This window comes from Streptomyces sp. PU-14G (genome assembly GCF_041028275.1).
Classification (GTDB): Bacteria; Actinomycetota; Actinomycetes; order Streptomycetales; family Streptomycetaceae; genus Streptomyces.
In genome coordinates this window covers 1-25,736 of record NZ_JASKYT010000075.1, presented here as the reverse complement: position 1 = coordinate 25,736, position 25,736 = coordinate 1, and the positions used below count along the sequence as shown (strand labels likewise).

The following is a 25,736-nucleotide window of genomic DNA, read 5'->3' as shown; positions in this document are numbered from 1 at the left end:
TGGCAGGACGCCCCGCGCCCTGCGGCTGASCMCGRSMCGGGCGGGCGCGGGGCGTCCTGCCAACGGGTCGCGCCCGCCCGTGTCGGGGGGCGCGGCCCGGTCCGTCACTCCACAGGCCGCGCCCGCTCCACGAGCGCCTCCAGGTCCGCGCCCGAGGGCAGGGTCCCGAACGCGGCACCCCAGTCGCCGCCCAGCCGGGAGGCGCAGAACGCGTCGGCGACCTCGGGCGGCGCGAAGCGCACCAGGAGCGAGCCCTGGAGAACCAGCGCCATCCGCTCCACGAGCCGCCGCGCCCTCGCCTCGATGCCGTCCAGGTCGGCGAGCTGGGTGAGCACGTCCTTGACCGCGGCGTCGAGCCGGTGGTCGGCGCCGTGCGCCCGCCCGATCTCGCCGAGGAAGGCGTCCAGCGACCCGGGCGAGCGCTGGAGGGCCCGCAGCACGTCCAGCGCCTGCACGTTGCCCGAGCCCTCCCACAGGGAGTTGAGCGGCGACTCGCGCAGCAGGCCCGGCATCGGCGACTCCTCCACGTAGCCGTTGCCGCCCAGGCACTCCAGCGCCTCGCCCGCCAGCGGCACACACCGCTTGGTCACCCAGTACTTCGCCGCCGGCAGCGCCAGCCGCAGGAACGCGCGCTCCGCCTCGGCGCGCTCGCCGCCGCCCGCCACGCTGTCGTGCGCCGCCGCCAGGCGCAGCCCCAGCGTCGTGGCCGCCTCCGACTCCAGCGCCAGGTCCGCCAGCACGTTGCGCATCAGCGGCTGCTCCACGAGCGGCTTGCCGAACACCGAGCGGTGGACCGCGTGGTGCACGGCCTGCGCCACGGACTGGCGCATCAGCGCCGCCGAGCCCGTCACGCAGTCCAGCCGGGTGGCCGCCACCATCTCGATGATGGTCGCCACCCCGCGCCCCTCCTCGCCCACGCGGCGCGCCCACGTCGTCCCGTCGAACTCGACCTCGCTGGAGGCGTTGGAGCGGTTGCCCAGCTTGTCCTTGAGCCGCTGGATGCGGAAGCTGTTGCGGGTGCCGTCCGGCAGCACACGGGGCACCAGGAAGCAGGTCAGCCCCCCGGGGGCCTGCGCCAGCACCAGGAAGACGTCCGACATCGGCGCTGAACAGAACCACTTGTGCCCCAGCAGCGTGTACTCGGCGCCGTCCGTGCCCGCGCCGGTCAGCGGGGTGGCCTCCGTCGTGTTGGCCCGTACGTCGCTGCCGCCCTGCTTCTCCGTCATGCCCATCCCGGCGATGGCGCCCAGCTTGGCGCTCGCGGGACGGTCCAGGCCGTAGTCGTAGCGGTGGGAGGTCAGCAGCGGCTCCCACTCGGCGGCCAGCGCCGGGTCCTGGCGCAGCGCCGGCACCGCCGCGTGCGTCATCGAGACCGGGCAGCCGTGCCCCGGCTCCACTTGCGACCACACCAGGAACGCGGCGCTGCGCCTCAGCTGCCCGTCGGGGCGCGAGAACGGGTCCGTCAGGCCCGCGCCCACCGCCCGCTCCATCAGCTGGTGCCAGGCCGGGTGGAAGTCCACCTCGTCGACGCGGTGCCCGAACCTGTCGTGGGTGCGCAGCACCGGAGGGTTGGCGTTGGCCTGCCTGCCCCACTCCTGTGCCTGCGCGGAACCGGCCGCCCGGCCCAGCTCGGACAGCTCGGCGCGCACCTGCTCGGCACGCTCGGGGGCCACGTGGCGGGCCACGCCCTCGGCGAGCGCGGAGTCGGCCGCGAAGACGTCGTAGTCGACCAGCGGCGGGGCCTGATTGGTCACGGTGTGAGTCGAGGGTGGCATGGCAGATACGTTAAAGACGTGCGTGCAGTCGAGGAAACCCCTGAGCAGACCGTCGCGGAGGGCCCGAAGTGGGCCCCGCGGCGCTCCCGCGGCCAGTTGCGGCGAGCGCGGGTCAAATACCGCGACGTCCCCAAACGGAGGATGGCGTGGCTGCTGCTCAAGGACACCGTGAACTCCTGCATGGAGTACCGCGTCCTCGGGCTGGCCGCCGAGGCGGCGTTCTTCACCCTCATCTCGATCCCGCCGCTGCTGCTCGGACTCATCGGCTCCCTCGGCTACCTCGACTGGATCGGCGCCGACACCGTCGACACGCTCCGCCAGAACACCCTCGACGCCTCCGCCACCGTGCTGTCCGACAAGGGCGTCGACCAGCTCGCCCGGCCGCTGATCGACGACGTGATCAGGGGCGGAGGCCCCGACGTGATCTCCCTCGGCTTCGCGCTCGCCCTGTGGTCGGGCTCCCGCGCGGTGAACGTCTTCATCGACACCATCACCGTCATGTACGGGCTTGACGGGCGGCGCGGCATCGTCAAAACCCGGCTGCTCGCCTTCGGCCTCTACCTCGTCGCGCTGGTGATCGGCGCGGTCGCCCTGCCGCTGATGGTGGCAGGACCCGACGCGGTGCTGCGGCTCGTCCCGCAGGCCGAGTGGGTGGTCGGCGCCTTCTACTGGCCGGTCGTGCTGCTGCTGTCCATCGTCTTCCTGACGACGCTGTACCACGTGTCGGTGCCCGTGCGCTCCCCCTGGCGGGAGGACGTCCCCGGCGCCCTGGTCGCGCTGGTCATGTGGGTGCTGTGCAGCTTCCTGCTGCGGCTGTACCTGACCAACACCGTCGAGGGACCGACCATCTACGGATCGCTCGCGGCGCCCGTGGCCGTACTGCTGTGGATCGGCGTGTCGGCGTTCGCCGTGCTGGTGGGGGCCGCCGTCAACGCGGCCATCGACCACGTGTGGCCCTCGGTCGCGACCGCCGCGGCGCGGCGGGCCAACGAGCGGCGGCGGGAGGAGGCAGCCGCGGAGGTCGTCGCCGCCGTCGCCGCGCGCCGGCGCGCCGCAGGCGAGGACGAGCCGGGGGGCGAGGACGCCCCGTCCGAGTTTCCGGAGCGCTGGACGAAGTTCCTGCCGCCCTCGGATGTGCGGGGGCGGTTGCTGCGACCGCGGGCCCGTGACCACGACGAGCGGGACGGGGTCTCCCGGGGCGGGGTCTCCGACGGCGACGGCCGGTCGAAGGGGGCCGACGGCCGGTGAGGGGCGGGCCGGCCGGCGCGCAGCAGATCCGGCCCGCCCCGGGCGGCTTCCTCCCAAGAGGCGGCGGTTTTCGGCGAAGCGGCGGCTGCCCGGCGAAGCGGCGGCTGCCCGGCGAAGCGGCGGCTGCCCGGCGAAGCGGCGGCTTCTGGAAAAAAGCGGTGGCTTCCGTCGCGGGGCCGCGCTACCTTCTCGGTGATCGCGCGACGGCACCAGCCGTCGCCCGCACGGGACGAGAAACGGAGGTGTGACCGATGGCTGTCTCCCCGCAGGGCGCTGCCCTCTTCCAGACCGTCACATCCACCTCCGCGGCCACCGGCTGACCGCGCTTCTCGCGCGCCGGGGCCGCCCTTGTGAAGGGCCACACCCTTGTCACACAGTTCCCACCCTTCTCACAGCCCGCACACGTCCTCGTCCCCGCGCCCCGACTTCTCCCGCCTGGCCCCCTACGGCTGGGACGACGACTGGGCGACCGCGTACGCCGACGCCGTGGCCGACTCGTCCGCCGCGGACCCCGCCCCCGTGCCCGGCAGGGTGGTACGGGTCGACCGGGGCCAGTGCGACCTGGTCACCCCGGTCGGCACGGTGCGCGCCGACACCGAGTTCGTCGTCCCCCGCGACCCCATGAGGGTGGTCTGCACGGGCGACTGGGCCGTCGTCGACGCGGACGGGGCGCCGCCGTACGTCCGCTCCCTGCTGCCGCGCCGCACGGCGTTCGCCCGCTCCACGTCCTCCAAACGCTCCGAGGGCCAGGTGCTGGCCGCCAACGTCGACCACGCGCTGATCGCCGTGCCCCTCGCCGCCGAACTGGACCTCGGCCGCATCGAACGGTTCCTCTCGCTGGCCTGGAGCAGCGGCGCCCACCCCGTGCTCGTCCTCACCAAGGCGGATCTCGTACCGGACGCGACCGCCCTCGCCCACCTGACCGCCGACGCCGAGACCGCGGCGCCTGGGGTGCAGGTGCTGCCCGTCAGCGCGGAGACGGGGGAGGGCATCGACGTGCTCGCCGCCGTCCTCGCGGGCGGCACCACCGCGCTGCTCGGTCAGTCGGGCGCGGGTAAGTCCACGCTGGCCAACGCGCTGCTCGGCCGGGTGGCGCAGACGGTGCAGACCATCCGCGACCGGGACGGCAAAGGACGGCACACCACGACGACCCGCAACCTGCTGCCGCTGCCCGCCGCGGGAGGAGGCGGCGCCCTCATCGACACCCCCGGGCTGCGCGGCGTCGGCCTGTGGGACGCCGAGGAGGGGCTCGGTCAGGCGTTCGCGGAGATCGAGGAACTGGCCGCCCGGTGCCGCTTCCACGACTGCGCACACCACGCGGAGCCCGGCTGCGCCGTCCTCGCCGCTGTCGAGGACGGCACGCTGCCCGAACGCCGGCTGGTCAGCTACCGCAAGCTGCTGAGCGAGAACGTGCGCCTGGCGGCCCGTACGGATGCGCGACTACGTGCCGAACAGCGGCAGTTGTACAAACAGCGGCAGGCACTGGGCCGCCACATGATGGAGCGCAAACGCGGCCCGCACCGCAAGCCGTGACCGGCGCACGGTAGCCGTGGCCCGCGCACGGTAGCCGTGACCGGCGCACGGTAGCCGGGGAGCGCCCACCTCGGAGGGCGGGTGCGGCGGGTGCGGCGGGGCAGAGGGCGGGTACGGCGGGAACGGCCGAGAGCTGTCCCCGCCGTCCCCGCTGCCCGCCCCCGACGGCCATGTCGCATTTCCGCTGGCGAGCGCGAGCGGCACCCTCGCACACTGGGGGTGTGACCACAGACGAGAGCAGGTACGAGGCCGTCCGGAGCAGGGACGCGCGCTTCGACGGGGTGTTCTTCCTGGGCGTGCGCACCACCGGGATCTACTGCCGGCCGAGCTGCCCGGCGGTGACGCCGAAGCGGGAGAACGTGCGCTTCTACCCGACTGCGGCGGCTGCCCAGGGCGCGGGCTTCCGCGCCTGCCGCAGGTGCCGTCCCGACGCGGTGCCCGGTTCCGCCGAGTGGAACGTGCGGGCCGACCTGGTGGGCCGCGCGATGCGGATGATCTCCGACGGCGTGGTGGACCGCGAGGGCGTCGCGGGCCTTGCGGCGCGGCTCGGCTACAGCTCCCGCCAGGTGCAGCGGCAGCTGACGGCCGAGCTGGGCGCGGGCCCCGTCGCCCTCGCTCGGGCGCAGCGCGCCCACACCGCGCGGGTGCTGCTCCAGACGACCGAGCTGCCCGTCACCGAGATCGCCTTCGCCGCGGGCTTCGCGAGTGTGCGGCAGTTCAACGACACGGTGCGGGAGGTCTACGCCCGTACGCCCAGCGCCCTGCGCGCCGCCTCCGTGCGGGGCGGGCACGGGCCCGCGGGGCGCCCCGAGGCGCGGGCGGCCACGGCACGGGACGGAGGTCCGGTCAGCGGGGTGACGCTGCGGCTGGCATACCGGGGCGACTACGCCGCCGGGCAGATGTTCGACTTTCTGGAGCGGCGGGCCGTGCCCGGGGTCGAGGAGGTGCTGGGGCAGCCCGCAGGCCGCACCTACCGGCGCACGCTCAACCTGCCGTACGGCACCGGCGTCGCGGAGGTCGACGAACGCCCGGCGCGCGGCGGCGGCTGGCTCGCCTGCCGGCTGCACCTGGGCGACCTGCGTGACCTGACGACGGCCGTGCAGCGGATCCGGCGCCTGTTCGACCTCGACGCGGACCCGTTCGCCGTCAGCGAGCACCTGCGCCGGTACGAGGCGCTGGCGCCGCTGGTGGAGCGGACCGCCGGGCTGCGTTCGCCCGGCGCGGCCGACGCCCACGAACTGGCCGCCAGGGCGGTGCTGGGCCAACAGGTCACGGTGGGCGCGGCCCGTACCCTGACGGGCCGGCTCGTGCAGGCCTACGGCAAACCGCTGGCGGCCCCCAGCGGTTCGCTCACCCACCTCTTTCCGGAGCCCGCGACCTTGGCCGAGGCGCCGCTGGGCGAGCTGGGCATGCCCGAGACGCGCCGCCGCACCCTGCGTACCGTCGCGGCGGCACTGGCTGACGGCACCGTCGTCCTCGACCCGGGCGCCGACCGTGACGCGACCGAGCGCGCCCTGCTCGCACTGCCGGGAATCGGCCCCTGGACGGCGGGCTACATGCGGATGCGCGCGCTGGGCGACCCGGACGTCTTCCTGCCGGGCGACGTGGGCGTACGGCACGGTCTCGCCCTGGCGGGGGCGGATCTCACGCAGGCCGACCAGTGGCGGCCGTGGCGCTCCTACGCCCTGCACCACCTGTGGCACGCCACCACGCTGGCGGCGCCGCAGCGCGCTGCCCGCGCGGCGTGAGAGCGGACGGAGTTCGCCGTACGGGCTTTTCGACGGGCTCACGCGGGCAACAATGAGCCCATGAACGGGCAGGGGGCACAGAACGGCTCGGACAGCGGCCGTGACCGTGACTGGTGGGCCCGGCTGTACGAGCCGTACACGCCCGACACGGGCCCGACCCGCGCCGGGGACAGCGTCGACGACCGTTTCGCCTCGGTCACCCGCACGCTCGACACCCCGACCACCACCACGGGCGGGCGGGAGCCGCCCGACGCGGCCGAGCCGCCGGGTTCGGCCGAGCCGCCGGGTGCGGCCGAGCCGCCAGGTTCAGGGGAGCCGCCGGGCGCGGGGGAGCCGTCGGGCTCCCCGGCGCTGTTGCCGCTCGCCGAGCCCGACGCGCCGGCCGAACTGGTGCCGGACACCGTGCTGGAGGAAGCGCGGCACGGACGCACGACGCTGCGGGCGGCCTCCTCGCGGGGCGAGGCGGCCCGGGAGGCGGGAGAGCCGCGCGGGGACGCGCTGCTGGTGGCACGGTTCGGCGCGGAAGACGAGGGGCTGGTGTTGGTGGTGGTCGCCACGGGTGCGCGGACGGACGGCGCCAAGGCACACCGCGCCGCGCGCGAGGCCTGCCACGCGCTCGCGGCCGGTGTCGGCCGCAGCGGGCGGCGGCTCGCGGAGGACCTGCGCGCGGACCGGCGCGACGCGCTCAGGCCCGGGTTGCACCGGCTGACCGACCGCACTTTGGGCAGGCTCCGCGCGCAGGCCGCCGCATGGGGGCTGACCCCGGCACAGCACACGGCCGACGTGCGGTGCCTGCTGGTGCCCACCGACCCGCGCTGCCGTGTCCGGGTCTGCTTCGGGGCCGGTGCGGGCGGCCTGCTCCGGTTGCGTGACGGCAACTGGGAAGACGTCGAGCCGCGGCCCACGCCGGCGCCGCCGCCTGCGCCCCGGCCGCTGGGGGACCGCGGTCAGGCGGCGGGCGCGGCCGGTGCCGCCGCTGCCCGGGACGGCTTCACCGCGGCGGAGCTTCCTCCCTCGGCGCTCGCGGAGCCCTTCCGCTTCCGCGTGTGCGGCGCCGAACCCGGTGACGCGCTGCTGCTGGCCTCCCCGGGGCTCGCCGAACCGCTGCGTGCCGAGCCGCCGTTCGCGGACCGGCTCGCCGCCCGCTGGACGGGTGCGGCAGCGGGAGCTTCCGGTCTCGCGGCGTACCTCGGCGACCTCGGGCACCCCGTCCCAGGGCACACGCGCGACCGCACGGGGGTTCTCCTGCAGGAAGACTGAGCGTGGCGCCGTGGGCGGGCGCGCGGGCCTGGGCCACGTGATCAGGACGCTGTCCAGGGACGGCCGTCCGACCCTGCTCGGCGACGCCATCGGCACTACGGGCAAGACCACCAGACCGCGCGCGTCCCGCGGCCGGCCGGCGAGCCCGGCCACCGTCGGCGCATCCGGACCACGCGCCCCTCACCTGGGTCGCGCCCCTCACCTGGGTCGCGGCCCCACCGGTGAGGTGTACTGCGGCGTCGGTTCCCCTTCCGCCTCGCGGTGGCCGCTGTTCCCGGGTCCGCGCGGCAGCACGCCGAGATACAGCATCGCGGCTGCGGCCACCGCTGCCGGCAGTGCCAGCAGCCACTTGCTGAACAGCAGGACCAGCAGCGTGAAGGCCACCGCGATGAGTGCCAGCCACCACAGTGGCCGCCGACGCGGCAGGAGGGCGACGGCCGCGGCCATTCCCGCGGCGGTGACCGTGGCCAGGAACGCCGAGGTGATCTGCATCAGCAGCCCGAGTTCGGTTCCTGCCGCCGCGACCACCATGAGCAAGGCGCCGGTGAGAACGGCCTGGACCAGGAGACTGGACCGAGGCACCTGGCCGGTTCCGGCGCCCTTGGCCAGCCAGCCGGGCAGCGCACCGTCCCGCCCCAGGGCGGCGCCGAGCCGGGCTGCTCCGGCGATGAAGGTGTTGAGGGCACCGAAGGTCAGGCACGCCGCGGCTGCCGCGGTCACGGCACGGGCGCCCGGGCCCACGCCCTGCTCGATCAACAGCATCAGTGGGACGCTGGAGCGGTCGGAGGTCTCGCCGAGCACTCCGACAGTCACCGCAGCCAGCGCCAGGTAGAGGGTGCCCACGACCGCCAGAGTGATGAGCGTGGCGATCCGCAGGTTCCGCCGCGGGCGTGCGAACTCGGCCGAGAGGTGGCTGGCTGCCTCCCAGCCGCTGAAGGCGTAGAACAGCGCTACCGCAGCGGTGCCGACGGAGGCCCATCCCTGCGGCATGAACGGTGAGAAGTTGCTCGACGACATGGCCGGCGCAGCGGTGACGATGGCGGTGACCAGCAGGAGAACGAGCACGGTACACAGCAGTACCTGAATCCGTCCGGAGAGGTGAAGGCCCACGTAGTTGGCCGCGAAGGCGGTAGCGAGCAGGACGGCGGTTCCGAGCAGGGCGGTCCCCCTCCCCGAGCCCAGCGCCGCGGCGACGTACTGTCCACCGATCATGGCGCCCGCCAGAACGCCTGCGGGTACGGCGGCATAGAACCACCATCCGACGCAGGCGGCAGCCCGCGCACCGAAGGCCCGGGCCACGAACGTCGAGACACCGCCGCCGTCCGGGTAGCGGGCGCCCAGTGCCGCGAAGGACAGGGCTACGGGAACGCTCAGGAGCAGCAGCCCTGCCCAGGCGATCAACGAGGCAGGGCCGGCCACGGCGGCTGCGAGGGCTGGCAGGGCGAGCACCCCGGGCCCCAGCACTCCGCCTATGTAGAGTGCTGTCCCGTCACTCAACCCGAGTCTCGTTCTCCGCACGTCGTTCCTCTCCTGTCGTCGAATGTCGACGAAGGTTCGCCAAACCGGCCCTGACGCTAGGTTGTTGGCCGCCTAGTACGCTCGACTGCCGAACCAATGTCGGAGGACGGGGAGAACGGCACGTCGTGGACGAACTTGATTCGGCGATCGTGGCCCGACTCCAGGCAGATGCACGGCAGACCAACAGGGAACTGGCCCGTTCGCTGGGGATCGCACCGTCGACCTGTCTGGAGCGTGTCCGCCTGCTGCGCAAGCGGGGCGTGATCAACGAGTACACGGTGCAGGTGGACCTGCCGTCACTCAACCGCAGCGTGCAGGCACTGGTCGCACTCCAGGTGCGACCGTTGAACCGGCAGGTGATCGAAGAGGTGCGGCGTTCGATGGACGCGCTGGACGAGGTGCTCGCCGTCTACGTCCTGACCGGCGGTGACGACTTCCTCATCCATGTCGCGGTGCCGGACGTGGACCAGCTGCACAGCTTCCTTATCGACCGGCTCAGCGACCGGCGAGAGATCGTCAGCTTCCGCAGTTCGGTGATCTTCCAGCACGACCGGAAACTGGTCGTCCCGCCGCTGCCGTGACACGTCGGAGAGCGCATGGGAACTCGTGTGCTCTGCGGGCCGCCGGGAGAAGGCGGCCCGCACGCGACAGCCCGTCAGGGCGTGTTGCTGAGAGCGAGCCGGGATCGTGTCACTGCTTGACGGCGTGCAGCACGTACATGCCGCGAGAGCCGGCGGCGTGGCGTCGTACGTCGAGTCCGGCCGCGCGGCACTGGTCGGTGAGCCACCGGGGAGACAGGCGGAGCTTGGGGTAGCTGCTGGTCCTCAGCTCCCAGCCGTCGACCTGGCGGGTGTGGACCAGGTCGTGCACGAGGACGGTGTCCTTGTCCTGGTAGTCGAGGAAGCAGGTAAGGATCCGGTCACCGGTGCTGCGGACGGGGATGAACCGCTGTGGGCCGCGGAGTTCGTGGGTCAGGTCCCGGTAGGTGGCCACGAAGCTCCCACCGGGGTGCAGCGCCTTGGCCACGTCCGTGATCAGTACCTGCACGTCCCGACTGCTGGGCAGGTGCGGGAGGGTGTCGCCCATGCACGCGACGGCGGCGAGAGAGCCCGGTGAAGCGAGCCGGGGCAGGGCCCCGCGGATGTCCTGGTGCACGGCGCGGACGGCCTGGGTGTGCCCGGAGCGCAGGGCCAGTTCCGTAAGCTCCTCCAGGAGCCGGGCGCTGGTGTCCACCGCGGTCACGGGAGCGAAACCGAGGGACGCGAGGGCGAGAGTCTGCGGGCCCGGACCGCAGCCGAGGTCCACCGCGGCGGCTCTCTCCTGCGCCGGGACTGCCAGCCCCAACTCACGGAAGAGGTCGGCTTGCGCTGCCGCCGCTTCCTCGATGTCTTCGCCGAGCATCCAGGTGTAGTGCTCGGCGAGCAGGCTGTCGTAATGATCGGCAGCGGTGGCCATACGGGTCCTCTCATGAGACGGATCGGTCAGGTTGCGGAAGTCGGGCTCTTGTCCGTGTTCTGGAGCGCGGGTGCCCCGTGCACGGACGACTCGCCTGTCAGAACCCAGGCGGCGAGATCGAGGAGGTACACGTTCGCCCGAGCACTCTCCAAAGCGCCGCCGAGCGCGGCTCGATACGTCGGCGTCGCCGCCGCGTAACGCTGTCTGCCCGCCGGCGTGATGCTCGTGGTGACCGTCCGCCCGTCGCCGGGCCCGGACGACCGCTCCGCAAGCCCCCGCTCCTCCAGCCGGCCGACCAGACGCGTCACCGTGCTGTCCTTGAGCCCGATCCGATCGGCCAACTCCCCCATCCGCAGGGCGGAACCGTTGTCCGTGCGACTCAGCGCACACAGCGCCCGGTAATCCGACAGCGGCAAGCCGTGCTCATGCTGCAAGGCACCGTCCAACTGCTTCTCCACACGCCCCAGCAGCCGTACCGCCATGCACCATCGGTCGTCCTGTGCATCGTCAGCAGGACGCGGCTCTCGGGAACTCAAGGACTCAGGCATCACGCCACTCTACTTGCTTGGCGAAGCAAGTAGTAGAGCGCACTGTGCCGCGACAGGCCCAACAGCCCGTACACCGAGGTGAATGCCTCGATCTGTACGGGCATCCACGACCGCATGAGCGCTGCTCAGCGGGCGGGGCTCATGCGGCTGCTGGGGGGCCGTGACAGCGACGGGACGACGCTGTTCAACCGGCTGAAGAAGCCCGCCGAGGGCCGACCCTGTCGCACTTCAAGAACCTGACCGAGCGTCTGGAATGGCTGGACGAGCCCGGTGAAACCGACGTGCGGATGGACGGAGTCGCCGCGGGAAAGGTCACCGACTTCGCCGGAGAGGCAGATGCGGCGGACGCCTCGGAGCTGCGGGACTTCGTCCCCGTCAAGCGCATCGCGCTGGTCGCGGCCCTGACGCACAAGGCGCGGATGCGGGTGCGGGACGACCTGGCGACGCTGTTCTGCAAGCGTGTGGCGACGAAGGACAAGAAGGCCAAGGCGGAGCTGGAGGAGATCCGGCTCGCGGAGCGGGAGATCGTCGAGGCCCTGATCGGAAACCACCGCACGGTGCTCAAGCACATCGACGAGGGGGCCCGGCCCAAGAGGCGCTCACGAAGGCCGCGGCCATGACCGCCGAAGTCATCAAACGCACCGTCACCGAAGCGAGGGGGGCGGGCAGCCGACGCGCACCGGACGAGGAGGGGGTGCGCTTGCGTGAGACGGGGATCGGCGCCCGCTCAACGCCCTCGATGTCGATGCCGATCGCGGCCAGCGCGGTCCGGTCGGGGACATTGAGTACGCCCAGGAGGAGGTGTTCGGTGCCGATGCGGCGGTCGCCGCGCAGCCGCGCCTCCTCGTGCGCGGAGCTGACCGCCGTGCGGGCACCCGTTGTGAACTGTACGAACACTGTTGCCTCACTTCCCGTATTTGGCGTGCGCGGACTGGCGTGACAAGCCCAGGGCGTCCCCGATCTGCTCCCAGGACCATCCCTGCTGCCTCGCACGTGCCACCGCGGTCACCTCGACCTGTTCGGCCAGTCGGTGCAGCGCACCGACCGCCCGCAGTCCGACGGCAGGATCGTGCGACCTGATGCGCTCTGAGAGATCTCCCGATTCCATAGCTGTCAGCCTGGGTTGACACGTTGTGCGTGTCAACCCAGACTGACAGCCGGCCGGGGCATTGCCGCAGGATCCTTCCGGCCGCCTAGCTGGCTGCCTGCCGGACCGCAGTTCGGCTGTTCCGGCGCGCCCAGCCCGTTCGGGGCGGGAGCCGCCCTCGGAGCGCCATCCACTCTTGGAGGGCTGATGCAGCAGAAACCGGTGCAAACCCTCCTCCGATGGGCTGGCGCGGCACGGGCTGACCCCCTCCTTGCCTGCGGTGTGATCGCCGGCCCACTGTTTATCCTCACGTTCGTCATCGCTGGCCTCAACCGCGCCGACTACAACCCTCTGCGCCACCCGGTGAGTTCACTCGCCCTGGGCGACGTCGGATGGATACAGGTGGTCAACTTCCTTGCCGCAGGCACCCTTGGTATGGCCTTTGCCCTCGGACTGCGGCGCGCACTTCCGCCTTTCGGCGGATCAACCTGGGGCCCGCTGCTGATCGGGGTATGGGCGACAGGGCTCTTCGGCGCGGGGATCTTCGTCACAGACCCGGTCAGCGGATATCCGCTGGGCACCCCCGACAAGCTCACCCACTACGCCAGCACGCACGCCGCCCTGCATGACGGCGTCTCGTTCGTCGCCTTCATGGCTCTGGCGGTGGCCTGCTTTGTCTTCGCCCGGCGTTTCGCCGGATGGGGCAGGCCGACTTGGGCCCTCTACTCCGCGGCGACCGGCATCGTTTTCACGGTGGCGTTCGCGCTCTCCAATCTTGGCTTCGACCAGACCGAGGGGTTGGTGAACCTTGGCGGGCTATTCCAGCGCATCGCGCTCACCGTCGGCTGGTGCTGGCTGAGTCTGCTCGCCCTTCACCTGCTACGCCACAGCAACCGACAGCCGGCCGACCAGGAGGAGTGAACGCTTCTTGACTCCTCGTGGGGGTGGATGCTCACCGGCGAACCCGCGCCGACCGGACCCGCCCGCCGGGGCGCGAAGCCGCCCGTCTTCCCCGTCGCCGCGATCGACCACCCGGCGCTGCCCGAGGTGCTGGCCGAGCTGGCGGCGGCGCGGGCGGACGAGATGGACGCCGACACCGTCAATCGGGAGGTGTCCATCGCGCGCAAGGCGATCGGCTGGTGGCAGCGCCAGGGCTGGATCGAGTGCGATCCGACGATGGGCATCGAGCGACGACCCGCGCCGCCGGACCGCACCAGGGCTCTCGCGGAGAATCAGATCGCCGCCCTGTGGCGCCTCGACGTCGCACTGCGGGAGAAGACGCAGTGGAGGATGCTCTACGAGTCCGCCGCACGGGCCGACGAGGTGCTGTGCCTGAACGTGGAAGACCTCTACCCGCAGGACAAGCGAGGGAAGATCACCGCCAAGGGCGGGGCGATCGAATGGATTCACTGGCAGTCCGGCACCGCCCAGCTCCTGCCCCGCCTCATCGCCCGCCGCACCCGCGGCCCGCCGTTCCTCACCGACCGCAAGGCGCCGGCCGGAACACCGACACTCGACATGTGCCCGGAGACCGGCCGGGCCCGGCTCTCCTACCGCCGCGCTGAGGAGATCTTCGAGGAGAACACCCGGCTGCTGGCCAACCCCCTCGCCTCACCCGACGACATCGAGGACCTGGACGGCTGGACGCTTCACCGGCTACGTCACAGTGCCCTGAAGCACGACGCGGAGAACGGCACCTCGACCCCGATGCTGCTGGCCCGCTCCCGCCACGCCTCCGTCCGCTCCCTGGAACGGTACGCCCGCCGCATACGTGCTCTCACGCATACGTGCTCTCATCCTGTCGGACACCTCGGCACCCGCCGAGACGCCCGACGGCAGGGCATTCCGCAACCACCTGGCCGACCGGTTGCTGGCCGACGGCATGGCCGACTACGCGGACGACGTCATCGACAAGATGCCGGCCGCCTAGCACGTCACCGCACTGCCAGACGTCGCCGCGCACGTCCTCGGCATGATGCGCGCCACCGACCCCCGTGGTGCCGCGTCCGCGCTGCGGGGCGGGCCGAGCGTCCCGACTACCGCGACACGCTTGCCGCCGCGCGATGCCCGCAGGCAGGGACCGCCGGGACGTCGTAGCCGCGCTCATCGCACCAGCCCGGCCACGTCAGCCGAACTGACGCTCGATTTCGGCCAGTTTCTCCTCCAGGGTGTCCAGCCGCGGGCTCGCGGCGTTGCTCTTCTCGTCCCGTCCCGGGCCACCGGCCCCCTGGTCGCCCTCGGAGCCCTCCCCACGCCGCCGCGCGGCGCCGCCGTCGTCCACGACGGCCTGCAGTGCGGGCCTGCCGCGCGGCGCGGGCGCTGCCGGGGACTCGGCCGCGGGCAGTTGGTTCGCCCCCGCGGCGTCGGAGCCCGGCTCGCCCGTGCCGGCGGCGGGAACGGGGCTCCCGATCTCGACGTCCACACGGCGTGAGCTGTCCGCGCGGCCCCGGCTCCACAACCGGTGCTGCCGGTTGATGGCCTTGACCCGCGCCCGGTCCAGACGCTCCTGGTCCTTGCGGCGCAGCCGCTCCTGCTCGCGCTGTTTGCGGTCGTCGCGCACCTCGTCGACGGCCTCGTCCAGCGTCCGTACGCCCTCCAGCAGCATCAGCGACCAGGCGCCGAACGTCTCGCGCGGCGCGCGCAGCCAGCGCACGATGCGGATCTGCGGCAGCGGGCGAGGTACCAGGCCCTGGTCGCGCAGCGCGGCGCGGCGTGTCTGCTTGAGCGCCCGGTCGAAGAGGATCGCCGCCGACAGCGACATCCCCGCGAAGAACTGGGGCGCTCCGTCGTGCCCGAGGCCGCGCGGCGCGTGCACCCAGTTGAACCACGCGGCGGCCCCCGCGAAGATCCACACCAGCAGCCGGGAGCCGAGCGAGGCGTCTCCGTGGCTGGCCTCGCGCACGGCGATCACGGCGGAGAACATCGCCGCCCCGTCCAGCCCGAACGGCACCAGGTACTCCCAGCCGCCGCTCAGGCCCAGGTTCTGCCGCCCGAAGCCGACGAGTCCGTGGAAGGAGAGCGCGGCGGCGACGGCGGCACAGCAGAACAGCAGCAGGTAGGCGGCGGTGGCGTAGAGGGTCTCCTTGCGGCGCCGCCGCTCCTGCGCGCGTTCCCAGGAGTCGGGCGCCGGCTGCTGCTCGGCGGCGGTGGCCGCGGTATCCCCTTCGGTGACGGCACTGTGGCGGCGCGAGCGTGCCATCACGAGCACCGCGGTCAGAGTGCCGACGAGCAGCACGGCGCTCGGCAGCGCCCAGTTCAGCGATATGTCGGTCAGTCTCATCGGGTGTGCCCCTTGCCGCGCGGTACCGGGGCGCACGGGGTGTCTGCCGGTGGGGCGGATGTCCGTGCGCGGGGCGGTGCCGCGCTCGCGCTCTGGCTTTCTTCGTGTCGCCGAGCATCTTTACGGCAGCGCGCCACCCCTCAGGGGGGTTTCGGGGCAAGTGAACGCGAAAAGGGGGCGCCGGTGGCCTGCCGGGGCGTGCGGGTTCGAACTGCCTACGAAGTCGCGGTCATCCGTTCGATACGTTCCGCGTCGCAGGTGCGCGGGCACGTGACGCACGTGTCCTGGGGGCGCAGGGTGTAGAAGAGGCAGCAGCTCGCCCGGTCGCGGGTGGTCAGCTCCTGGCCCTCAGGACCCGTCAGCCGGCGGAACCCCGCCCCCTGGGCGAACGGTTTCAGCGAGCCGGGCAGCAGCAGTCCGGCCTCCGCCATGGCGCGCGGCTCCTCGCCCAGCAGATGCCCCAGGTACCACAGTCCCTCGGTGACCTCGTCCGACGCCATGCCCCACAGGGCGCGTGAGCCGCGCCGCATCCTGGGCCTGAAGCCCTCCAGCACGGGGGCGAGGTGGTCGGCGACCGCGCCGCGCACCTCGGCGCGCAGCGCTTCCTCGTCGGGCACCACCCGGGCGCCCGGAGCCGCGGCGGCCGGGTCGTCCGGCAGGCAGGCGAACTCCTCGATGCGGACGGCCAGCCGCCCCAGTGAGCGCTGGAACGCCACCGCCTCCACCGGCACCCGCGGTACCCGCCGCTGGAGGAACCACGGCATGGTCACCAGCAGGCAGACGGGCCAGGCGTAGCGGTGCAGTCCGAAGCTGGCGATGACGTCGGGCCGGCCCGGCCGCCCGTAGTCCCGCAGGATCTGTTCCTCGTCCCAGGCCAGGAACGACTCCAGGGCCTGCCCGCCGGCGGCCAACTCGCTCGCCCGCACCCAGCCGGGGCCCTCGGGAAGGGATTCACGAGCCGTGGTCTCGGTCACACCCAGCGACGGGAACACCTCGGTGAGCCGTGCGTACGCCGCGTGGAAAGGCGAGACGTCAGGGGCTACGCGGGCGAGGGTGGGCACGGCCATGGGGACCACCGATTCGACGATCGTGAGCAGGTAAGCCTTACCTTAACTGATTGTCCCCGAGGTGTGATCTCGTGTCGCGTCGGCCTATGGTGCTCCGCAGTGTTCCGGAGGGCACAGCCGGAGGGGAACGATGGAACAGAGCCGAACGAGGGCACCCGGCGTGCCGGCCGCCGACCGGCCGACGCGGCTTACCGCACAGGGCGCCACCGCCCGCGGCCCCGTGCCGCCCGGGCACGCGGCCGACGGTCCTCCGCGCCAGGGGCGGTCGGCCCCGGGCCCCGCACCGCACCCGCAGACGGCCCGCGGAGAGCACGTCCACAGCGAGCCCCCCGCCCCGCGCGTGGTCCCGCAGCGGCACTCCGTACGGGACCAGATCCTCCAGGCACTCCGGGCGTCCCTGTTCTCCGGTGAACTCGCCCCCGGCGAGGTCTACTCGGCGCCCGCACTCGCCGAGCGCTTCGGCGTCTCCCCGACGCCCGTGCGCGAGGCCATGCAGGTGCTGGTGAGCGAGGGCTGCGTCGAGACGGTGCCCAACCGGGGTTTCCGCGTCGCCCGGCACAGCCCGCGCGAGCTGGCCGAACTCTCGGAGATACGCGCCCTGCTGGAGGTGCCCGTCGTGCTGGCCCTCGCCCGGACGCAGCCGGCGGAGCGCTGGGAGGAGTTGCGTCCCCTCGCTGAGGACACCCTCAAGGCGGCGGTGTGCGGCGACCGCGGTGCCTACGCCGAGACCGACCGCGCCTTCCACCGCTCCCTTCTGGAACTCGCCGGCAACCAGCAGCTCGTCGCCCTCGCCGAGGACGTCAGACGGCGTACGCACCTCTCGTCCCCGCGAGGAGGACCGGCGCGCCGCACCACCGACCTCCTCGCCGAGGCCTCCGACCACCTCGCGCTCCTCGACGCGCTGAGCAGCCAGGACCTGCCCGCCGTGGAACGCCTGGTACGCGACCACACCTGACCGCGCGCCCCGGGCAGGGGCGGGGAACCGCGCGGCAAGCCACAATCATCCGCGCAGTGCGCACCGCGCAGTGCGCACCGCGGGCAGCGGCATCCCCTGGCCGGAGCAAGGCCCGCAGCAAAAGCCCTGGCAGTATGAGGCCATGACGTTGGTGACGCGCCTGTTGAGCACTGCGGCTGGTGGCTGACCGCCAGTAGCGCTGTGGGCGGTGGTGGCTGTAGTGCGCATACCGCATTCCATACTCCGAGGGCATCGGAGCGTTGCCGCTCTGAGGCCCAGGTTCGCGTGTAGGAGAACTCTTCGGCCAGGACCCTGGCGAGGCGCGTGCGTCCGCCGGCGGCGGAACGCAGGCATGCGGAGCCGCGCTTGTCGGCCCTGGCTTTCGCGTGCGCTGCCGACCGAGCTTGTTCGGAGTCGCGGCCGTGGATGCGCCATCCGCATCTCTGCTGCCATGTGAGAGACCGGTCTGGATTGACAGCGTTGCATCAGTCGTCGGCGGCCTTCAACAGGCAAACGGCGCGCATCGCGATGAGTCACGTTCAGCCACCCCGGGGAGCCGACGGTTTGGCGGTGGCGGCGGGTCGGCGGTGTGGCCTGGCGGTGAGCACCAGGGCGGCGGCGAGGAATGTCAGAACGGCGGCGACCAGGACGGCGATGTGCATGCCGTCGGTGAAGGCGGCGTTGTGGAGAGTGCGCAGGGTGCTGCCCCGCACGACGTGCTGTCCGCTGGCGGCCCCCTGGTTGGTCACCGCCTGTGCGGCCACCTGCTGTGCCTCGCTGGTGGTGACTCCGTGATCGTTTGTGAGTGCTTGTTGCAGGCTGCCGGTGGCGACTTGCGTGATGATGCTGCCGAGCACAGCGATGCCGAGGGTGTTGCCGGCCTGGCGGGCGGAGTTCACCACTCCCGAGGCAATGCCGCTGTGCTGTCGCTCGACGCTGCCCAACGCGGCGGCCGTGGTCGGGGCGATCGCCAGTCCCATGCCGGTGCCCAGGGCGGAGAACACGAGGGCGATAATCCAGTAGCTCGTGTCGGAGTCGAAGGTGAGAATCGCCAGGAGGCCGGAGCCGGTTATCACGTAGCCGATGGCCATCGCCGCGGCGGGGCCGATCCGGGCGGTGAGCCGTCCGGCGCACACGCTCATGACCGCGATCGCCCCACACAGCGGAAGGTAGCGCAGGCCCGCGGAGGCGGCGGAGTAGCCGCGGATGTTCTGCAGATACACCGACAGCAGGATGAACACGCTGTAGGCGCCGAATCCGAGCGCGAACGAGGCGACGTTGGAGAGGGCGAACATCGGCCGGGTGAAGAGGTGCAGCGGCAGCATCGGGTGTGCCGTGCGCGCTTCGAACAGCAAGAACGCGGCGAGACCGGCCGCCGCGACGGCCAGTGGTATGAGTGTCTGAGGGGCTGTCCAGCCGTGGGTTCCGGATTGGGTCAGTCCGAAGGTCAGTGCGGCGAGCCAGGTGATGGCGGTCACCTGCCCGCCCAGGTCAGGGGAGCTGTGGGCCGGATCGACGCTCTCGCTCAGGGCGCGGGCTCCGAGGAGGAGAGCAGCGACGCCGATGGGCAGGTTGATGAGGAAGATCGCCCACCAGCCGAGACCCTCGGTCAGCACACCGCCAAGGACCGGCCCCGCGGCAACGGCGAGGCTGCCGACCCCACCCCACACTCCGACCATCCGCGCCCGGCGGGCCGGGTCAGAAAACGCCTGTGCCAGCAGCGACAGCGAACCGGGGATCAGGCTGGTCGCTCCCACGCCCTGAATCATCCTGCCCGCGATCAATACCGTTGCTGTCGGAGCTGCCGCGCAGACGACCGAGCCGAGCGTGAAGACGCCGATACCGACCAGGTACAGGCGTTTGCGGCCGAAGCGGTCACCGAGCGACCCGGCCGACAACAGGAGTGCCGACAGGGCAAGGGTGTAGGCGTCGACCACCCACTGCAGCGACGACATGCTCGCGTGCAGGCTGGCCTGCATCGCGGGCAGGCTCACGGTGACGATGCTCAGGTCCAGCAGCGCCATGAACGGGCCTACGAACAGGGCCGCCAGTAGTGTCCACGGCGCGCGTGGAGGGTTCAGCGACGAGAGGGACTCTGCGGTGGGTTGCTTCTCCATGTCATGGGAGCCTCTTCGTTGAACCCAGCTTCAACGCAAGTTCGGACAGGGGCATGGAGAGCATGAGCTTCGAAGAACGGAACGAGCAGTCGCCCGACACGGCCGCTGCTGATAATGATCTGCTGCCAATCGAGGAAGTGGCCCGTAACTTCGGTCTCAACACGTCAGCCCTGCGCTACTACGAACGCCGCGGGCTCCTCCAGCCGGCCGCACGTCGGGGCGGTAAGCGCTGGTACGGCCCCGCCGAAGTCCGCCAGCTCGCATTGATCTCGTTCTGGCAACGCTGCGGCCTGATGGGCCTGACCGACATCGCCACCCTCATCGCCAGACAGCCCGACACGCCCAACTGGAAACAGGTCGTCGACGGACGCATCGCAGCGCTCGACACCCAAATACAACAGATGACCACCGCCCGTGACTACCTCCAACACCTCACCACCTGCCCCCGGAAGCACTCACTCGACGGCTGCCCCTATTTCGAGGAGGTCATCCGGCAATTCCCGCAGCGTCGAGCCGCCCCCACGGACCCGCCTCCGGACCGGTCGCCAACGTCATGACCCGCAACAACTAGCCGTCCGCGCCCGTCCCCGGGCGCGCTGCGTCCTGCGGCTCCGTCTCGGGGAGCCGGCCGGTCAGCCAGGTGGGGACACCGCCCAGCAGCCGGTGGAGCCTGCCGGCCTCCTCCCGCAGGCGCGTCGAGGCCGGCTCCGGCTCGACGTCGGCCAGCGAGGCGAGCGCCGGTGCCATGCCGACGAGGAACCCCAGCTCCTCGCGCAGCCGCAGCGACTCGGCGAAGCCGTGCCGCGCCTCGGCCAGTTCGCCCTCGCGTACGGCGATCCCCGCCAGGTGCCGGAAGGTGGACGAGCACAGCAGGTGGTCGCCGCGCGAGGTCGCTCCCGCGTGCGCCCTGCGGTAGGCGGCGCGCGCGGCCTCGGGGGTCTCACTCAGGTTCTCCGCCAGCAGCCCGCGCCGGTAGTCCAGCAGGGCGCGTCCGGGGGCGCCCGGCTCCAGCAGCGCTGCCGCCCTGCCGAGGGCGGCACGGGCCTCGTCCGTCCGGTCGCGTACGCCCAGCACGGTCGCCGCGTAGGCGAGTTGCCCGCGTTCGCAGGCGGCGGCTCCGCGGTCGTCGTCCACCTGGGCGACCGCCTCGGCGACCCGCAGCGCGTCCTCGGCGGGCGCCCACCCTTCGCCGGTGTACATGCACCGTTCCACGAGCAGCGCCGCCCGCCCCACCGCCGCCTGCGGCTCCTGGTGGGCGTACGGCTCCAGCAGCGCCGCCGCGTCCTCCCAGCAGCCGCGCGAACGCAGCCGCCACACCGCCCGTCCCAGCGGGCTGTCAGGACCCATGGACGGCGGCTGCGCCCCGCCGTCCGAGGGGTTCGCGGGATCCAGCCGTGCCGAACGTGACATGGCGGTGTCCGCCACAGTGCCCTCCCCAAGCGCGCCGTCGAGCCGGATGTGACCGCATCTCAGCACGCCGTGCCCCGCCCGGCCAAGAGGCTGGTGTGAATCAGTTCACAAAGTTTTACCGGAGGAACTCTTCTGCCAACTCCCGTCCGGTGCCCGGCAGAACAGGGCGGCTGAGGGGGTAGGGCCAGCCATACCCCAGGTCGGCACCTGGGTGCAGTGAACCGCGCGGCGCCGCACGGTTCGCTGAGTGCGTGAATCCGTACACCGCACGGCGCGCCCGTCTCGCCGCCCCCGTCCTGTGCGCCGTCTCGGCCGTGCACGCGGCGGTCACGGCGGCCGTGACCGCGCTGGAACCGCACCGGGTGTGGGGTCTGTGCGCGGCGCCCGCCTACGCGGCACTCGCCCTCGGGCTCCTGCTCGCCGCCCGGCGGCCACGACCCGGGCCGAGGCGCTCGCCCGCGCCTACGGGGCGGGGCACGGCCGGGGCCCACGGCGCGGCGACGGCCCGGGAGGGGGCCTCGGCGGTGCCCAGGGGCCGGCTCCGGCTGCCGGTGTGCAGGGGCCGGCTCCGGCTGCCGGTGCGCAGGAGTCTGCCGTTTCTGGCGTTCGCGGCGACGGCCGTCGTGCCGCTGTCCGTTCTCGTCGGGGCGGGCAGCGCGCAGGAGGAAGTGGACGTCGTCCACCGGTCGGCCGCCCGCCTCGCCGCGCACGGCACGCCCTACCTGTCCCCGGATGAGCTCGCCGGCGCCGACTACATGGCCTACAACCCCTACCTTCCCGGGATGGCGCTGCTGGGGCTGCCGCACCGGTTCCTCGGGCTCGACGCCCGGTTCTGCTTCGGCGCCGTCTTCCTGCTCGCCTTCGCCCTGAGCCTCAGGGCGGCGGGGGTGCGGGGCACCCGCCGCCGTACGGCGGCGCTCGCGGCCTCGCCCCTGGTCGCGCTGCCCCTGGCGACCGGCGGGGACGACCTGCCCGTGGTCGGGCTCGCGTGCCTCGGGCTGGCACTGGCCGGGGAGGGCGAGCCCCGGGCGGGCCGCGCGGGGCTCGCCCTCGCGGCGGCGTGCACCCTCAAGGCGACCGCGTGGCCCGCGCTCGGGGTCGCCGTGGCTCTCCTGGGAGCACGCGGCGGCCGTCAGGCGGTACTCCGGTGCGCCGGGGCTGCCGCGCCCCTGCTGCTGGCCGGACTCGTCCTGCCCGCGCTGGCCGACCCCTCGGGGCTGGCCGTCAACGCCTTCGGCTACCCGCTGGGCCTGGCCGGGGCCGACTCGCCCGCTGCCACACCGCTTCCCGGGTGGCTGCTGGGCCGGCTCGGCCCCGCCGGGCACGCGCTGGCCATGGCGCTGCTCGCGCTGGCCGCCGCGCTCGTCCTGTGGTCCCTGTGCGCCCGCCCGCCCCGGGACGCGCGCGCCGCGGCGCTCCGGCTCGCCCTCGGCCTGCTGACCGCGATGGCGCTGATGCCCGCCTCCCGTTTCGGCTACGCCGTCTACCCCCTCGTCCTCGCCCTCTGGGCGCACTGGAGGAAGCCCGATGCACCGCAGCACGCCGCCACCGTCCACCGCCGGTGCTCGCCGTCATCCGGGGCGGGGGAGTGGGCGCACCCTCGTGGTGACCAACGACTTCCCGCCCCGCCTGGGCGGCATCGAGAGGTTCGTGCACGAGATCGCACGCCGCTTCCCACCCGGTGAGGTCGTGGTCTACACCGCGGCGCAGCACGGCTGTGACGCCTTCGACGCGGCCCAGCACTTTCCGGTGATCCGCGACCGGGCCCGCACCCTGCTCCCCACCCCGCGGGTGGCCCGCACCGCCCGGGCGCTGGCCTTCCGGTACGGCTGCGACCGCGTGTGGTTCGGCGCAGCGGCCCCGCTCGGACTGCTGGCCGGACACCTCGCGCTGCCCTCGGTGGCGACGACACACGGACACGAGGCGGGGTGGGCGGCCCTCCCCGGAGCCCGGCACGCGCTGGCCCGCATCGCGGGCAGCGCCGACATCGTCACCCACCTCACCGCGCACGCGCGCCGGCGCATGGCGGGTGCGCTCGGCCCCCACGCGCGCACGGCGCGGCTGGTGCCCGGCGTCGACACCGCGCTGTTCCGCCCGGCCGGGCCGAAGGAGCGCGCGCGGGCCCGGCGCGAACTGGGCCTGGGCACAGGCCCGCTGGTACTGAGCGTCTCGCGCCTCGTCCCGCGCAAGGGACAGGACGTCCTCCTGCGCGCCCTGCCGCTGCTGCGCGCCTCGGTGCCCGGGACCACCCTGGTCATCGTCGGCTCCGGGCCCCACGAGCAGGCGCTGCGGCGGCTGGCCCGCCGGCTGCCCGCCGCCTGCCGTGACGCGGTGGTCTTCACCGGCGCCCGCGCACACGGCGCGCTGCCGCCCTACTTCGCGGCAGCCGACGTCTTCGCGATGCCCTGCCGCACCCGGCGCCTGGGCCTGGAGTCGGAGGGGCTCGGCATCGTCTACCTGGAGGCCGCCGCCGCCGGACTTCCCGTGCTCGCCGGGGACTCCGGCGGTGCGCCGGAAGCGGTCGAGGACGGTGGGACCGGCTACGTCGTGGACGGCGGCGACGTGCGGGCCGTCGCCGACCGGCTGACCGGACTGCTCACCGACGCGGCCCTCCGCGCCCGGATGGGTGCGCGCGGGCGGGCCATGGTCGAGGCGGAGTGGAGCTGGGACGCCTCGGCCGGGCAGTTGCGCACGCTGCTGTCCCGTACCGTCGAGGCGTGGTGAGCGGGACGGCGGTGGGGGAAGCCCGGACGGGCAGCGAGGCGGCGAGGGGCGTCGGGGGCGGCATCTGGCAGGCGCTGGCACGCGGACCGCGCGCCTTCCTCGGCTCCGCCTGGCCCCTGCGGGCGCTGGGCTACCTGCTGGCAGGCGGAGTGCTGGGCGTCGGCTGGTTCTTCCTCGCCCTCGGCCTGGTGGTCGTGGGAATTCTGCTGCTGCCCCTCGGCATCGGGGTGGTCGCACTGGCGTGCGTCCCCGTGACGGCCGCCGGGCTGGCCGGGCTGGAGCGGCGGCGCCTGCGGTGGCTCGACCCGGCAGCCGCGCCCTCACCGCACGACATCGACGACGCGGAAGGGGCCGAGCCGCCTGGTGGACCGGTGCGGCGCGTGCTGCGCCGCCTGTGGCGGCGTACCGCCTCGCCCGCCACCTGGATCGAGTTCGGGTTCGCACTGCCGCATGCGGTGCTGTCACTGGTGGACCTGCTCGTGGCGGTGGCGGGGGTCGGCCTGGTCGTCAGCCAGCCGCTCGCCCTGCTGCTGGTCAGCAACGGCGAACAGGTCATGTACGGCGAGCACGTCGTGCTGACCGAGCCGGGGCAGGTGGCGCCGTGGCTGCTGCTGACCCCCGTCTTCGCGGTACTCGTCGCCTACGTGTGCGCCGGACTCGCCGGCGTCCGGGCCGCCCTCGCGCGCGCTGTGCTGGTGGGCCCGCGCCGGGAGAAGGAACTGGACGCCAGGCTGACCGAGGTCACCGCCTCGCGGGCCCGGCTGGCCGACGCCTTCGCGCTGGAGCGCCGCCGCATCGAACGCGACCTGCACGACGGCGCGCAACAGCGCCTCACCGGGCTGATCATGACGCTCGGACTGGCGAAGCTGGACGCCGACCCCGCACTCGTCGCCACGGCGCAGGACGAGGCCCGCGCCGTCCTGGCCGAACTGCGCGAACTCGTCCACGGCATGCACCCCTCCGTGCTGACCGACCGCGGCCTGGGCGCCGCGATCGAGGCGCTGGCCGAACGCTCGCCCGTGCCCGTCCAGGTGGAGGTGCGCCTGAGCGCCGGGCGGCCCGGCGAGGCGGTCGAGGCCGCCGCCTACTTCGCCGTCGCCGAGGCGCTGGCGAACGTGGCGAAACACAGCGGCGCCTCCCGCGCCACCGTGACCGTGCGGGCCAACAACGCGCTGGTGGTGGAGGTCCACGACGACGGCAGGGGCGGCGCCGACCCGCGCCGGGGCACGGGCCTGACGGGGCTGGCCGACCGGCTCGCCGTGCACGAGGGCAGGCTGCGCCTCTCCAGCCCCGAAGGCGGACCGACCCTCCTGCGGATGGAGTTGCCGTACCGGCCGAGCCGCGGATGAGCGCGGCACGGGGCCGCAAGGAACAATCGGTGCGTGAAGTACGGGGCGAGGGACGGAGGGGACGCATGCGGCTGGTGATCGCCGAGGACTCGGTGCTGCTGCGCGAGGGGCTGACGCAGATCCTCACGCGGTTCGGCCACGAGGTCTGCGCCGGCGTCGGTGACGCCCCCGCGCTCCTCGACGCCGTCGCCGCACACGACCCCGACGGTGTGGTCACCGATGTGCGGATGCCGCCGGGACTGCGCGACGAAGGGCTGCGCGCCGCCCTCGCCCTGCGCGCCGAACGGCCCGCGCTGCCGGTGCTCGTCCTCTCCCAGTACGTCGAGAACTCCTACGCGGCCGAACTGCTGGCGACGGGCGACGGGGTGGGCTACCTGCTCAAGGACCGGGTCGGCGAGGTCACCGAGTTCGTCGAGGCGCTCGAACGCGTGGTGGCGGGCGGTACCGCCATCGACGCCGAGGTCGTACGGCGGCTGCTGGCCCCCGACCGCCGGCCCGCCGCGCTGCGGCGGTTGACGGCACGCGAACACGACGTGCTGGCCGCCATGGCCGAAGGGCGCTCCAACGGAGGCATCGCCCGGGCCCTGGTCGTCAGCGAGGCCGCCGTCGTCAAGCACGTGGGCTCCATCCTCACCAAGCTCGACCTCCCGCCCGCCCCCGAC

Annotated in this window: 23 protein-coding genes and 3 pseudogenes; 15 read left to right on the top strand and 11 right to left on the bottom strand. The window is 73.1% G+C overall.

The annotated features are described in order from the left end of the window. Nucleotides 1–104: 104 nt before the first annotated feature. Nucleotides 105–1,775 carry an acyl-CoA dehydrogenase family protein gene (locus AB8Z75_RS12165; protein ID WP_369201487.1) on the bottom strand — a complete coding sequence of 557 codons (1,671 nt, stop codon included), beginning with the start codon at nucleotides 1,773–1,775 and terminating at the stop codon, nucleotides 105–107. A 141-nt stretch (nucleotides 1,776–1,916) separates the two neighbouring features. On the opposite strand from AB8Z75_RS12165, the gene AB8Z75_RS12160 reads away from it, so the two are divergent. From AB8Z75_RS12160 to AB8Z75_RS12145, 4 genes are all read left to right on the top strand, one after another. Next, the gene (locus tag AB8Z75_RS12160; RefSeq protein WP_369201490.1) at nucleotides 1,917–3,023 is read left to right on the top strand and encodes a YihY/virulence factor BrkB family protein; all 1,107 of its coding nucleotides are present in this window, start codon (nucleotides 1,917–1,919) and stop codon (nucleotides 3,021–3,023) included. A gap of 366 nt (nucleotides 3,024–3,389) precedes the next feature. Continuing rightward, a complete protein-coding gene (gene rsgA, locus AB8Z75_RS12155) occupies nucleotides 3,390–4,556 on the top strand; it encodes a ribosome small subunit-dependent GTPase A (protein WP_369201486.1) in 1,167 nt (388 codons plus the stop codon). 170 nt (nucleotides 4,557–4,726) lie between these two features. Then, nucleotides 4,727–6,304 carry an AlkA N-terminal domain-containing protein gene (locus tag AB8Z75_RS12150; RefSeq protein WP_369201485.1) on the top strand — a complete coding sequence of 526 codons (1,578 nt, stop codon included), beginning with the start codon at nucleotides 4,727–4,729 and terminating at the stop codon, nucleotides 6,302–6,304. A gap of 60 nt (nucleotides 6,305–6,364) precedes the next feature. Then, a complete protein-coding gene (locus AB8Z75_RS12145; protein ID WP_369201484.1) occupies nucleotides 6,365–7,564 on the top strand; it encodes a protein phosphatase 2C domain-containing protein in 1,200 nt (399 codons plus the stop codon). Nucleotides 7,565–7,762: 198 nt separating this feature from the next. Here AB8Z75_RS12145 and AB8Z75_RS12140 read toward each other — a convergent pair whose 3' ends face one another. Beyond that, nucleotides 7,763–9,061, bottom strand: coding sequence for an APC family permease (locus AB8Z75_RS12140; protein WP_369201483.1), 1,299 nt, complete (start codon nucleotides 9,059–9,061; stop codon nucleotides 7,763–7,765). 146 nt (nucleotides 9,062–9,207) lie between these two features. Between AB8Z75_RS12140 and AB8Z75_RS12135 the strand changes: the two genes are divergently transcribed. Then, nucleotides 9,208–9,663, top strand: a complete 456-nt coding sequence (locus AB8Z75_RS12135; protein WP_369201482.1) for an Lrp/AsnC family transcriptional regulator — start codon at nucleotides 9,208–9,210, stop codon at nucleotides 9,661–9,663. 109 nt (nucleotides 9,664–9,772) lie between these two features. On the opposite strand, the gene AB8Z75_RS12130 is transcribed toward AB8Z75_RS12135, so the two are convergent. Together AB8Z75_RS12130 and AB8Z75_RS12125 are read right to left on the bottom strand one after the other, a co-directional pair. Beyond that, nucleotides 9,773–10,537 carry a class I SAM-dependent methyltransferase gene (locus AB8Z75_RS12130; protein WP_369201481.1) on the bottom strand — a complete coding sequence of 255 codons (765 nt, stop codon included), beginning with the start codon at nucleotides 10,535–10,537 and terminating at the stop codon, nucleotides 9,773–9,775. A gap of 26 nt (nucleotides 10,538–10,563) precedes the next feature. Further along, complete coding sequence (locus AB8Z75_RS12125; RefSeq protein WP_369201480.1) at nucleotides 10,564–10,995, bottom strand: MarR family winged helix-turn-helix transcriptional regulator; 432 nt, start codon at nucleotides 10,993–10,995, stop codon at nucleotides 10,564–10,566. Between the two features lie 377 nt (nucleotides 10,996–11,372). On the opposite strand from AB8Z75_RS12125, the gene AB8Z75_RS12120 reads away from it, so the two are divergent. Continuing rightward, nucleotides 11,373–11,705 carry a hypothetical protein gene (locus AB8Z75_RS12120; RefSeq protein WP_369201479.1) on the top strand — a complete coding sequence of 111 codons (333 nt, stop codon included), beginning with the start codon at nucleotides 11,373–11,375 and terminating at the stop codon, nucleotides 11,703–11,705. Here AB8Z75_RS12120 and AB8Z75_RS12115 read toward each other — a convergent pair. Further along, nucleotides 11,647–11,982: a Clp protease N-terminal domain-containing protein gene (locus tag AB8Z75_RS12115; protein ID WP_369201478.1), complete on the bottom strand. Its 336-nt coding sequence runs from the start codon at nucleotides 11,980–11,982 to the stop codon at nucleotides 11,647–11,649. The genes AB8Z75_RS12120 and AB8Z75_RS12115 overlap by 59 nt on opposite strands. Nucleotides 11,983–11,989: 7 nt before the next feature. Further along, on the bottom strand, nucleotides 11,990–12,193 hold the full coding sequence (locus AB8Z75_RS12110) for a hypothetical protein (RefSeq protein ID WP_369201477.1): 204 nt from the start codon (nucleotides 12,191–12,193) through the stop codon (nucleotides 11,990–11,992). A gap of 186 nt (nucleotides 12,194–12,379) precedes the next feature. Between AB8Z75_RS12110 and AB8Z75_RS12105 the strand changes: the two genes are divergently transcribed. From AB8Z75_RS12105 to AB8Z75_RS12095, 3 genes and pseudogenes are all read left to right on the top strand, one after another. Continuing rightward, the gene (locus AB8Z75_RS12105; protein WP_369201476.1) at nucleotides 12,380–13,093 is read left to right on the top strand and encodes a DUF998 domain-containing protein; all 714 of its coding nucleotides are present in this window, start codon (nucleotides 12,380–12,382) and stop codon (nucleotides 13,091–13,093) included. A 27-nt stretch (nucleotides 13,094–13,120) separates the two neighbouring features. After that, nucleotides 13,121–13,924 (top strand): annotated as a pseudogene (locus AB8Z75_RS12100) (tyrosine-type recombinase/integrase); the annotation flags it as partial. Nucleotides 13,925–13,952: 28 nt separating this feature from the next. Then, nucleotides 13,953–14,227, top strand: a pseudogene (locus AB8Z75_RS12095) (alpha/beta hydrolase); the annotation flags it as partial. Nucleotides 14,228–14,297: 70 nt separating this feature from the next. On the opposite strand, the gene AB8Z75_RS12090 reads toward AB8Z75_RS12095, so the two are convergent. Both AB8Z75_RS12090 and AB8Z75_RS12085 read right to left on the bottom strand, forming a co-directional pair. Continuing rightward, nucleotides 14,298–15,452, bottom strand: coding sequence for a DUF2637 domain-containing protein (locus AB8Z75_RS12090; RefSeq protein ID WP_369201475.1), 1,155 nt, complete (start codon nucleotides 15,450–15,452; stop codon nucleotides 14,298–14,300). Between the two features lie 215 nt (nucleotides 15,453–15,667). Continuing rightward, nucleotides 15,668–16,519: a (2Fe-2S)-binding protein gene (locus AB8Z75_RS12085; RefSeq protein WP_369201474.1), complete on the bottom strand. Its 852-nt coding sequence runs from the start codon at nucleotides 16,517–16,519 to the stop codon at nucleotides 15,668–15,670. Between the two features lie 130 nt (nucleotides 16,520–16,649). Here AB8Z75_RS12085 and AB8Z75_RS12080 point away from each other — a divergent pair, with 130 nt between their 5' ends. Beyond that, on the top strand, nucleotides 16,650–17,474 hold the full coding sequence (locus tag AB8Z75_RS12080) for an FCD domain-containing protein (protein ID WP_369201473.1): 825 nt from the start codon (nucleotides 16,650–16,652) through the stop codon (nucleotides 17,472–17,474). Nucleotides 17,475–17,606: 132 nt separating this feature from the next. Here the strand turns inward: AB8Z75_RS12080 and AB8Z75_RS12075 are convergent. After that, nucleotides 17,607–17,788, bottom strand: a pseudogene (locus tag AB8Z75_RS12075) (IS481 family transposase); the annotation flags it as partial. 225 nt (nucleotides 17,789–18,013) lie between these two features. Beyond that, nucleotides 18,014–19,591, bottom strand: a complete 1,578-nt coding sequence (locus AB8Z75_RS12070) for an MFS transporter (RefSeq protein ID WP_369201472.1) — start codon at nucleotides 19,589–19,591, stop codon at nucleotides 18,014–18,016. A gap of 62 nt (nucleotides 19,592–19,653) precedes the next feature. On the opposite strand from AB8Z75_RS12070, the gene AB8Z75_RS12065 reads away from it, so the two are divergent. Next, nucleotides 19,654–20,148, top strand: coding sequence for a MerR family transcriptional regulator (locus tag AB8Z75_RS12065; protein ID WP_369201471.1), 495 nt, complete (start codon nucleotides 19,654–19,656; stop codon nucleotides 20,146–20,148). 10 nt (nucleotides 20,149–20,158) lie between these two features. On the opposite strand, the gene AB8Z75_RS12060 is transcribed toward AB8Z75_RS12065, so the two are convergent. After that, nucleotides 20,159–20,938 (bottom strand): hypothetical protein, encoded by a 780-nt coding sequence (locus AB8Z75_RS12060; RefSeq protein ID WP_369201489.1) that lies wholly within the window; start codon nucleotides 20,936–20,938, stop codon nucleotides 20,159–20,161. 314 nt (nucleotides 20,939–21,252) lie between these two features. On the opposite strand from AB8Z75_RS12060, the gene AB8Z75_RS12055 reads away from it, so the two are divergent. From AB8Z75_RS12055 to AB8Z75_RS12040, 4 genes are all read left to right on the top strand, one after another. Continuing rightward, nucleotides 21,253–22,686, top strand: coding sequence for a hypothetical protein (locus tag AB8Z75_RS12055; RefSeq protein WP_369201470.1), 1,434 nt, complete (start codon nucleotides 21,253–21,255; stop codon nucleotides 22,684–22,686). After that, on the top strand, nucleotides 22,604–23,725 hold the full coding sequence (locus AB8Z75_RS12050) for a glycosyltransferase family 4 protein (RefSeq protein ID WP_369201469.1): 1,122 nt from the start codon (nucleotides 22,604–22,606) through the stop codon (nucleotides 23,723–23,725). Before AB8Z75_RS12055 ends, AB8Z75_RS12050 begins: the two co-directional genes overlap by 83 nt. After that, nucleotides 23,719–25,074 carry a sensor histidine kinase gene (locus AB8Z75_RS12045; RefSeq protein WP_369201468.1) on the top strand — a complete coding sequence of 452 codons (1,356 nt, stop codon included), beginning with the start codon at nucleotides 23,719–23,721 and terminating at the stop codon, nucleotides 25,072–25,074. The genes AB8Z75_RS12050 and AB8Z75_RS12045 overlap by 7 nt, the downstream gene beginning before the upstream one ends. A 74-nt stretch (nucleotides 25,075–25,148) precedes the next feature. Further along, nucleotides 25,149–25,736 (top strand): response regulator (locus tag AB8Z75_RS12040; protein ID WP_369201488.1); only part of this gene is annotated, 588 nt, incomplete at its 3' end.

Coding starts and splice junctions, on each gene's coding strand:
- AB8Z75_RS12165 (WP_369201487.1), bottom strand. CDS start 1,775: ATGCCACCCTCGACTCACACCGTGACCAATCAGGCCCCGCCGCTGGTC.
- AB8Z75_RS12160 (WP_369201490.1), top strand. CDS start 1,917: ATGGCGTGGCTGCTGCTCAAGGACACCGTGAACTCCTGCATGGAGTAC.
- AB8Z75_RS12150 (WP_369201485.1), top strand. CDS start 4,727: ATGTCGCATTTCCGCTGGCGAGCGCGAGCGGCACCCTCGCACACTGGG.
- AB8Z75_RS12145 (WP_369201484.1), top strand. CDS start 6,365: ATGAACGGGCAGGGGGCACAGAACGGCTCGGACAGCGGCCGTGACCGT.
- AB8Z75_RS12130 (WP_369201481.1), bottom strand. CDS start 10,537: ATGGCCACCGCTGCCGATCATTACGACAGCCTGCTCGCCGAGCACTAC.
- AB8Z75_RS12120 (WP_369201479.1), top strand. CDS start 11,373: ATGGACGGAGTCGCCGCGGGAAAGGTCACCGACTTCGCCGGAGAGGCA.
- AB8Z75_RS12110 (WP_369201477.1), bottom strand. CDS start 12,193: ATGGAATCGGGAGATCTCTCAGAGCGCATCAGGTCGCACGATCCTGCC.
- AB8Z75_RS12105 (WP_369201476.1), top strand. CDS start 12,380: ATGCAGCAGAAACCGGTGCAAACCCTCCTCCGATGGGCTGGCGCGGCA.
- AB8Z75_RS12090 (WP_369201475.1), bottom strand. CDS start 15,452: ATGAGACTGACCGACATATCGCTGAACTGGGCGCTGCCGAGCGCCGTG.
- AB8Z75_RS12085 (WP_369201474.1), bottom strand. CDS start 16,519: ATGGCCGTGCCCACCCTCGCCCGCGTAGCCCCTGACGTCTCGCCTTTC.
- AB8Z75_RS12080 (WP_369201473.1), top strand. CDS start 16,650: ATGGAACAGAGCCGAACGAGGGCACCCGGCGTGCCGGCCGCCGACCGG.
- AB8Z75_RS12070 (WP_369201472.1), bottom strand. CDS start 19,591: ATGGAGAAGCAACCCACCGCAGAGTCCCTCTCGTCGCTGAACCCTCCA.
- AB8Z75_RS12065 (WP_369201471.1), top strand. CDS start 19,654: ATGAGCTTCGAAGAACGGAACGAGCAGTCGCCCGACACGGCCGCTGCT.
- AB8Z75_RS12060 (WP_369201489.1), bottom strand. CDS start 20,938: ATGGGTCCTGACAGCCCGCTGGGACGGGCGGTGTGGCGGCTGCGTTCG.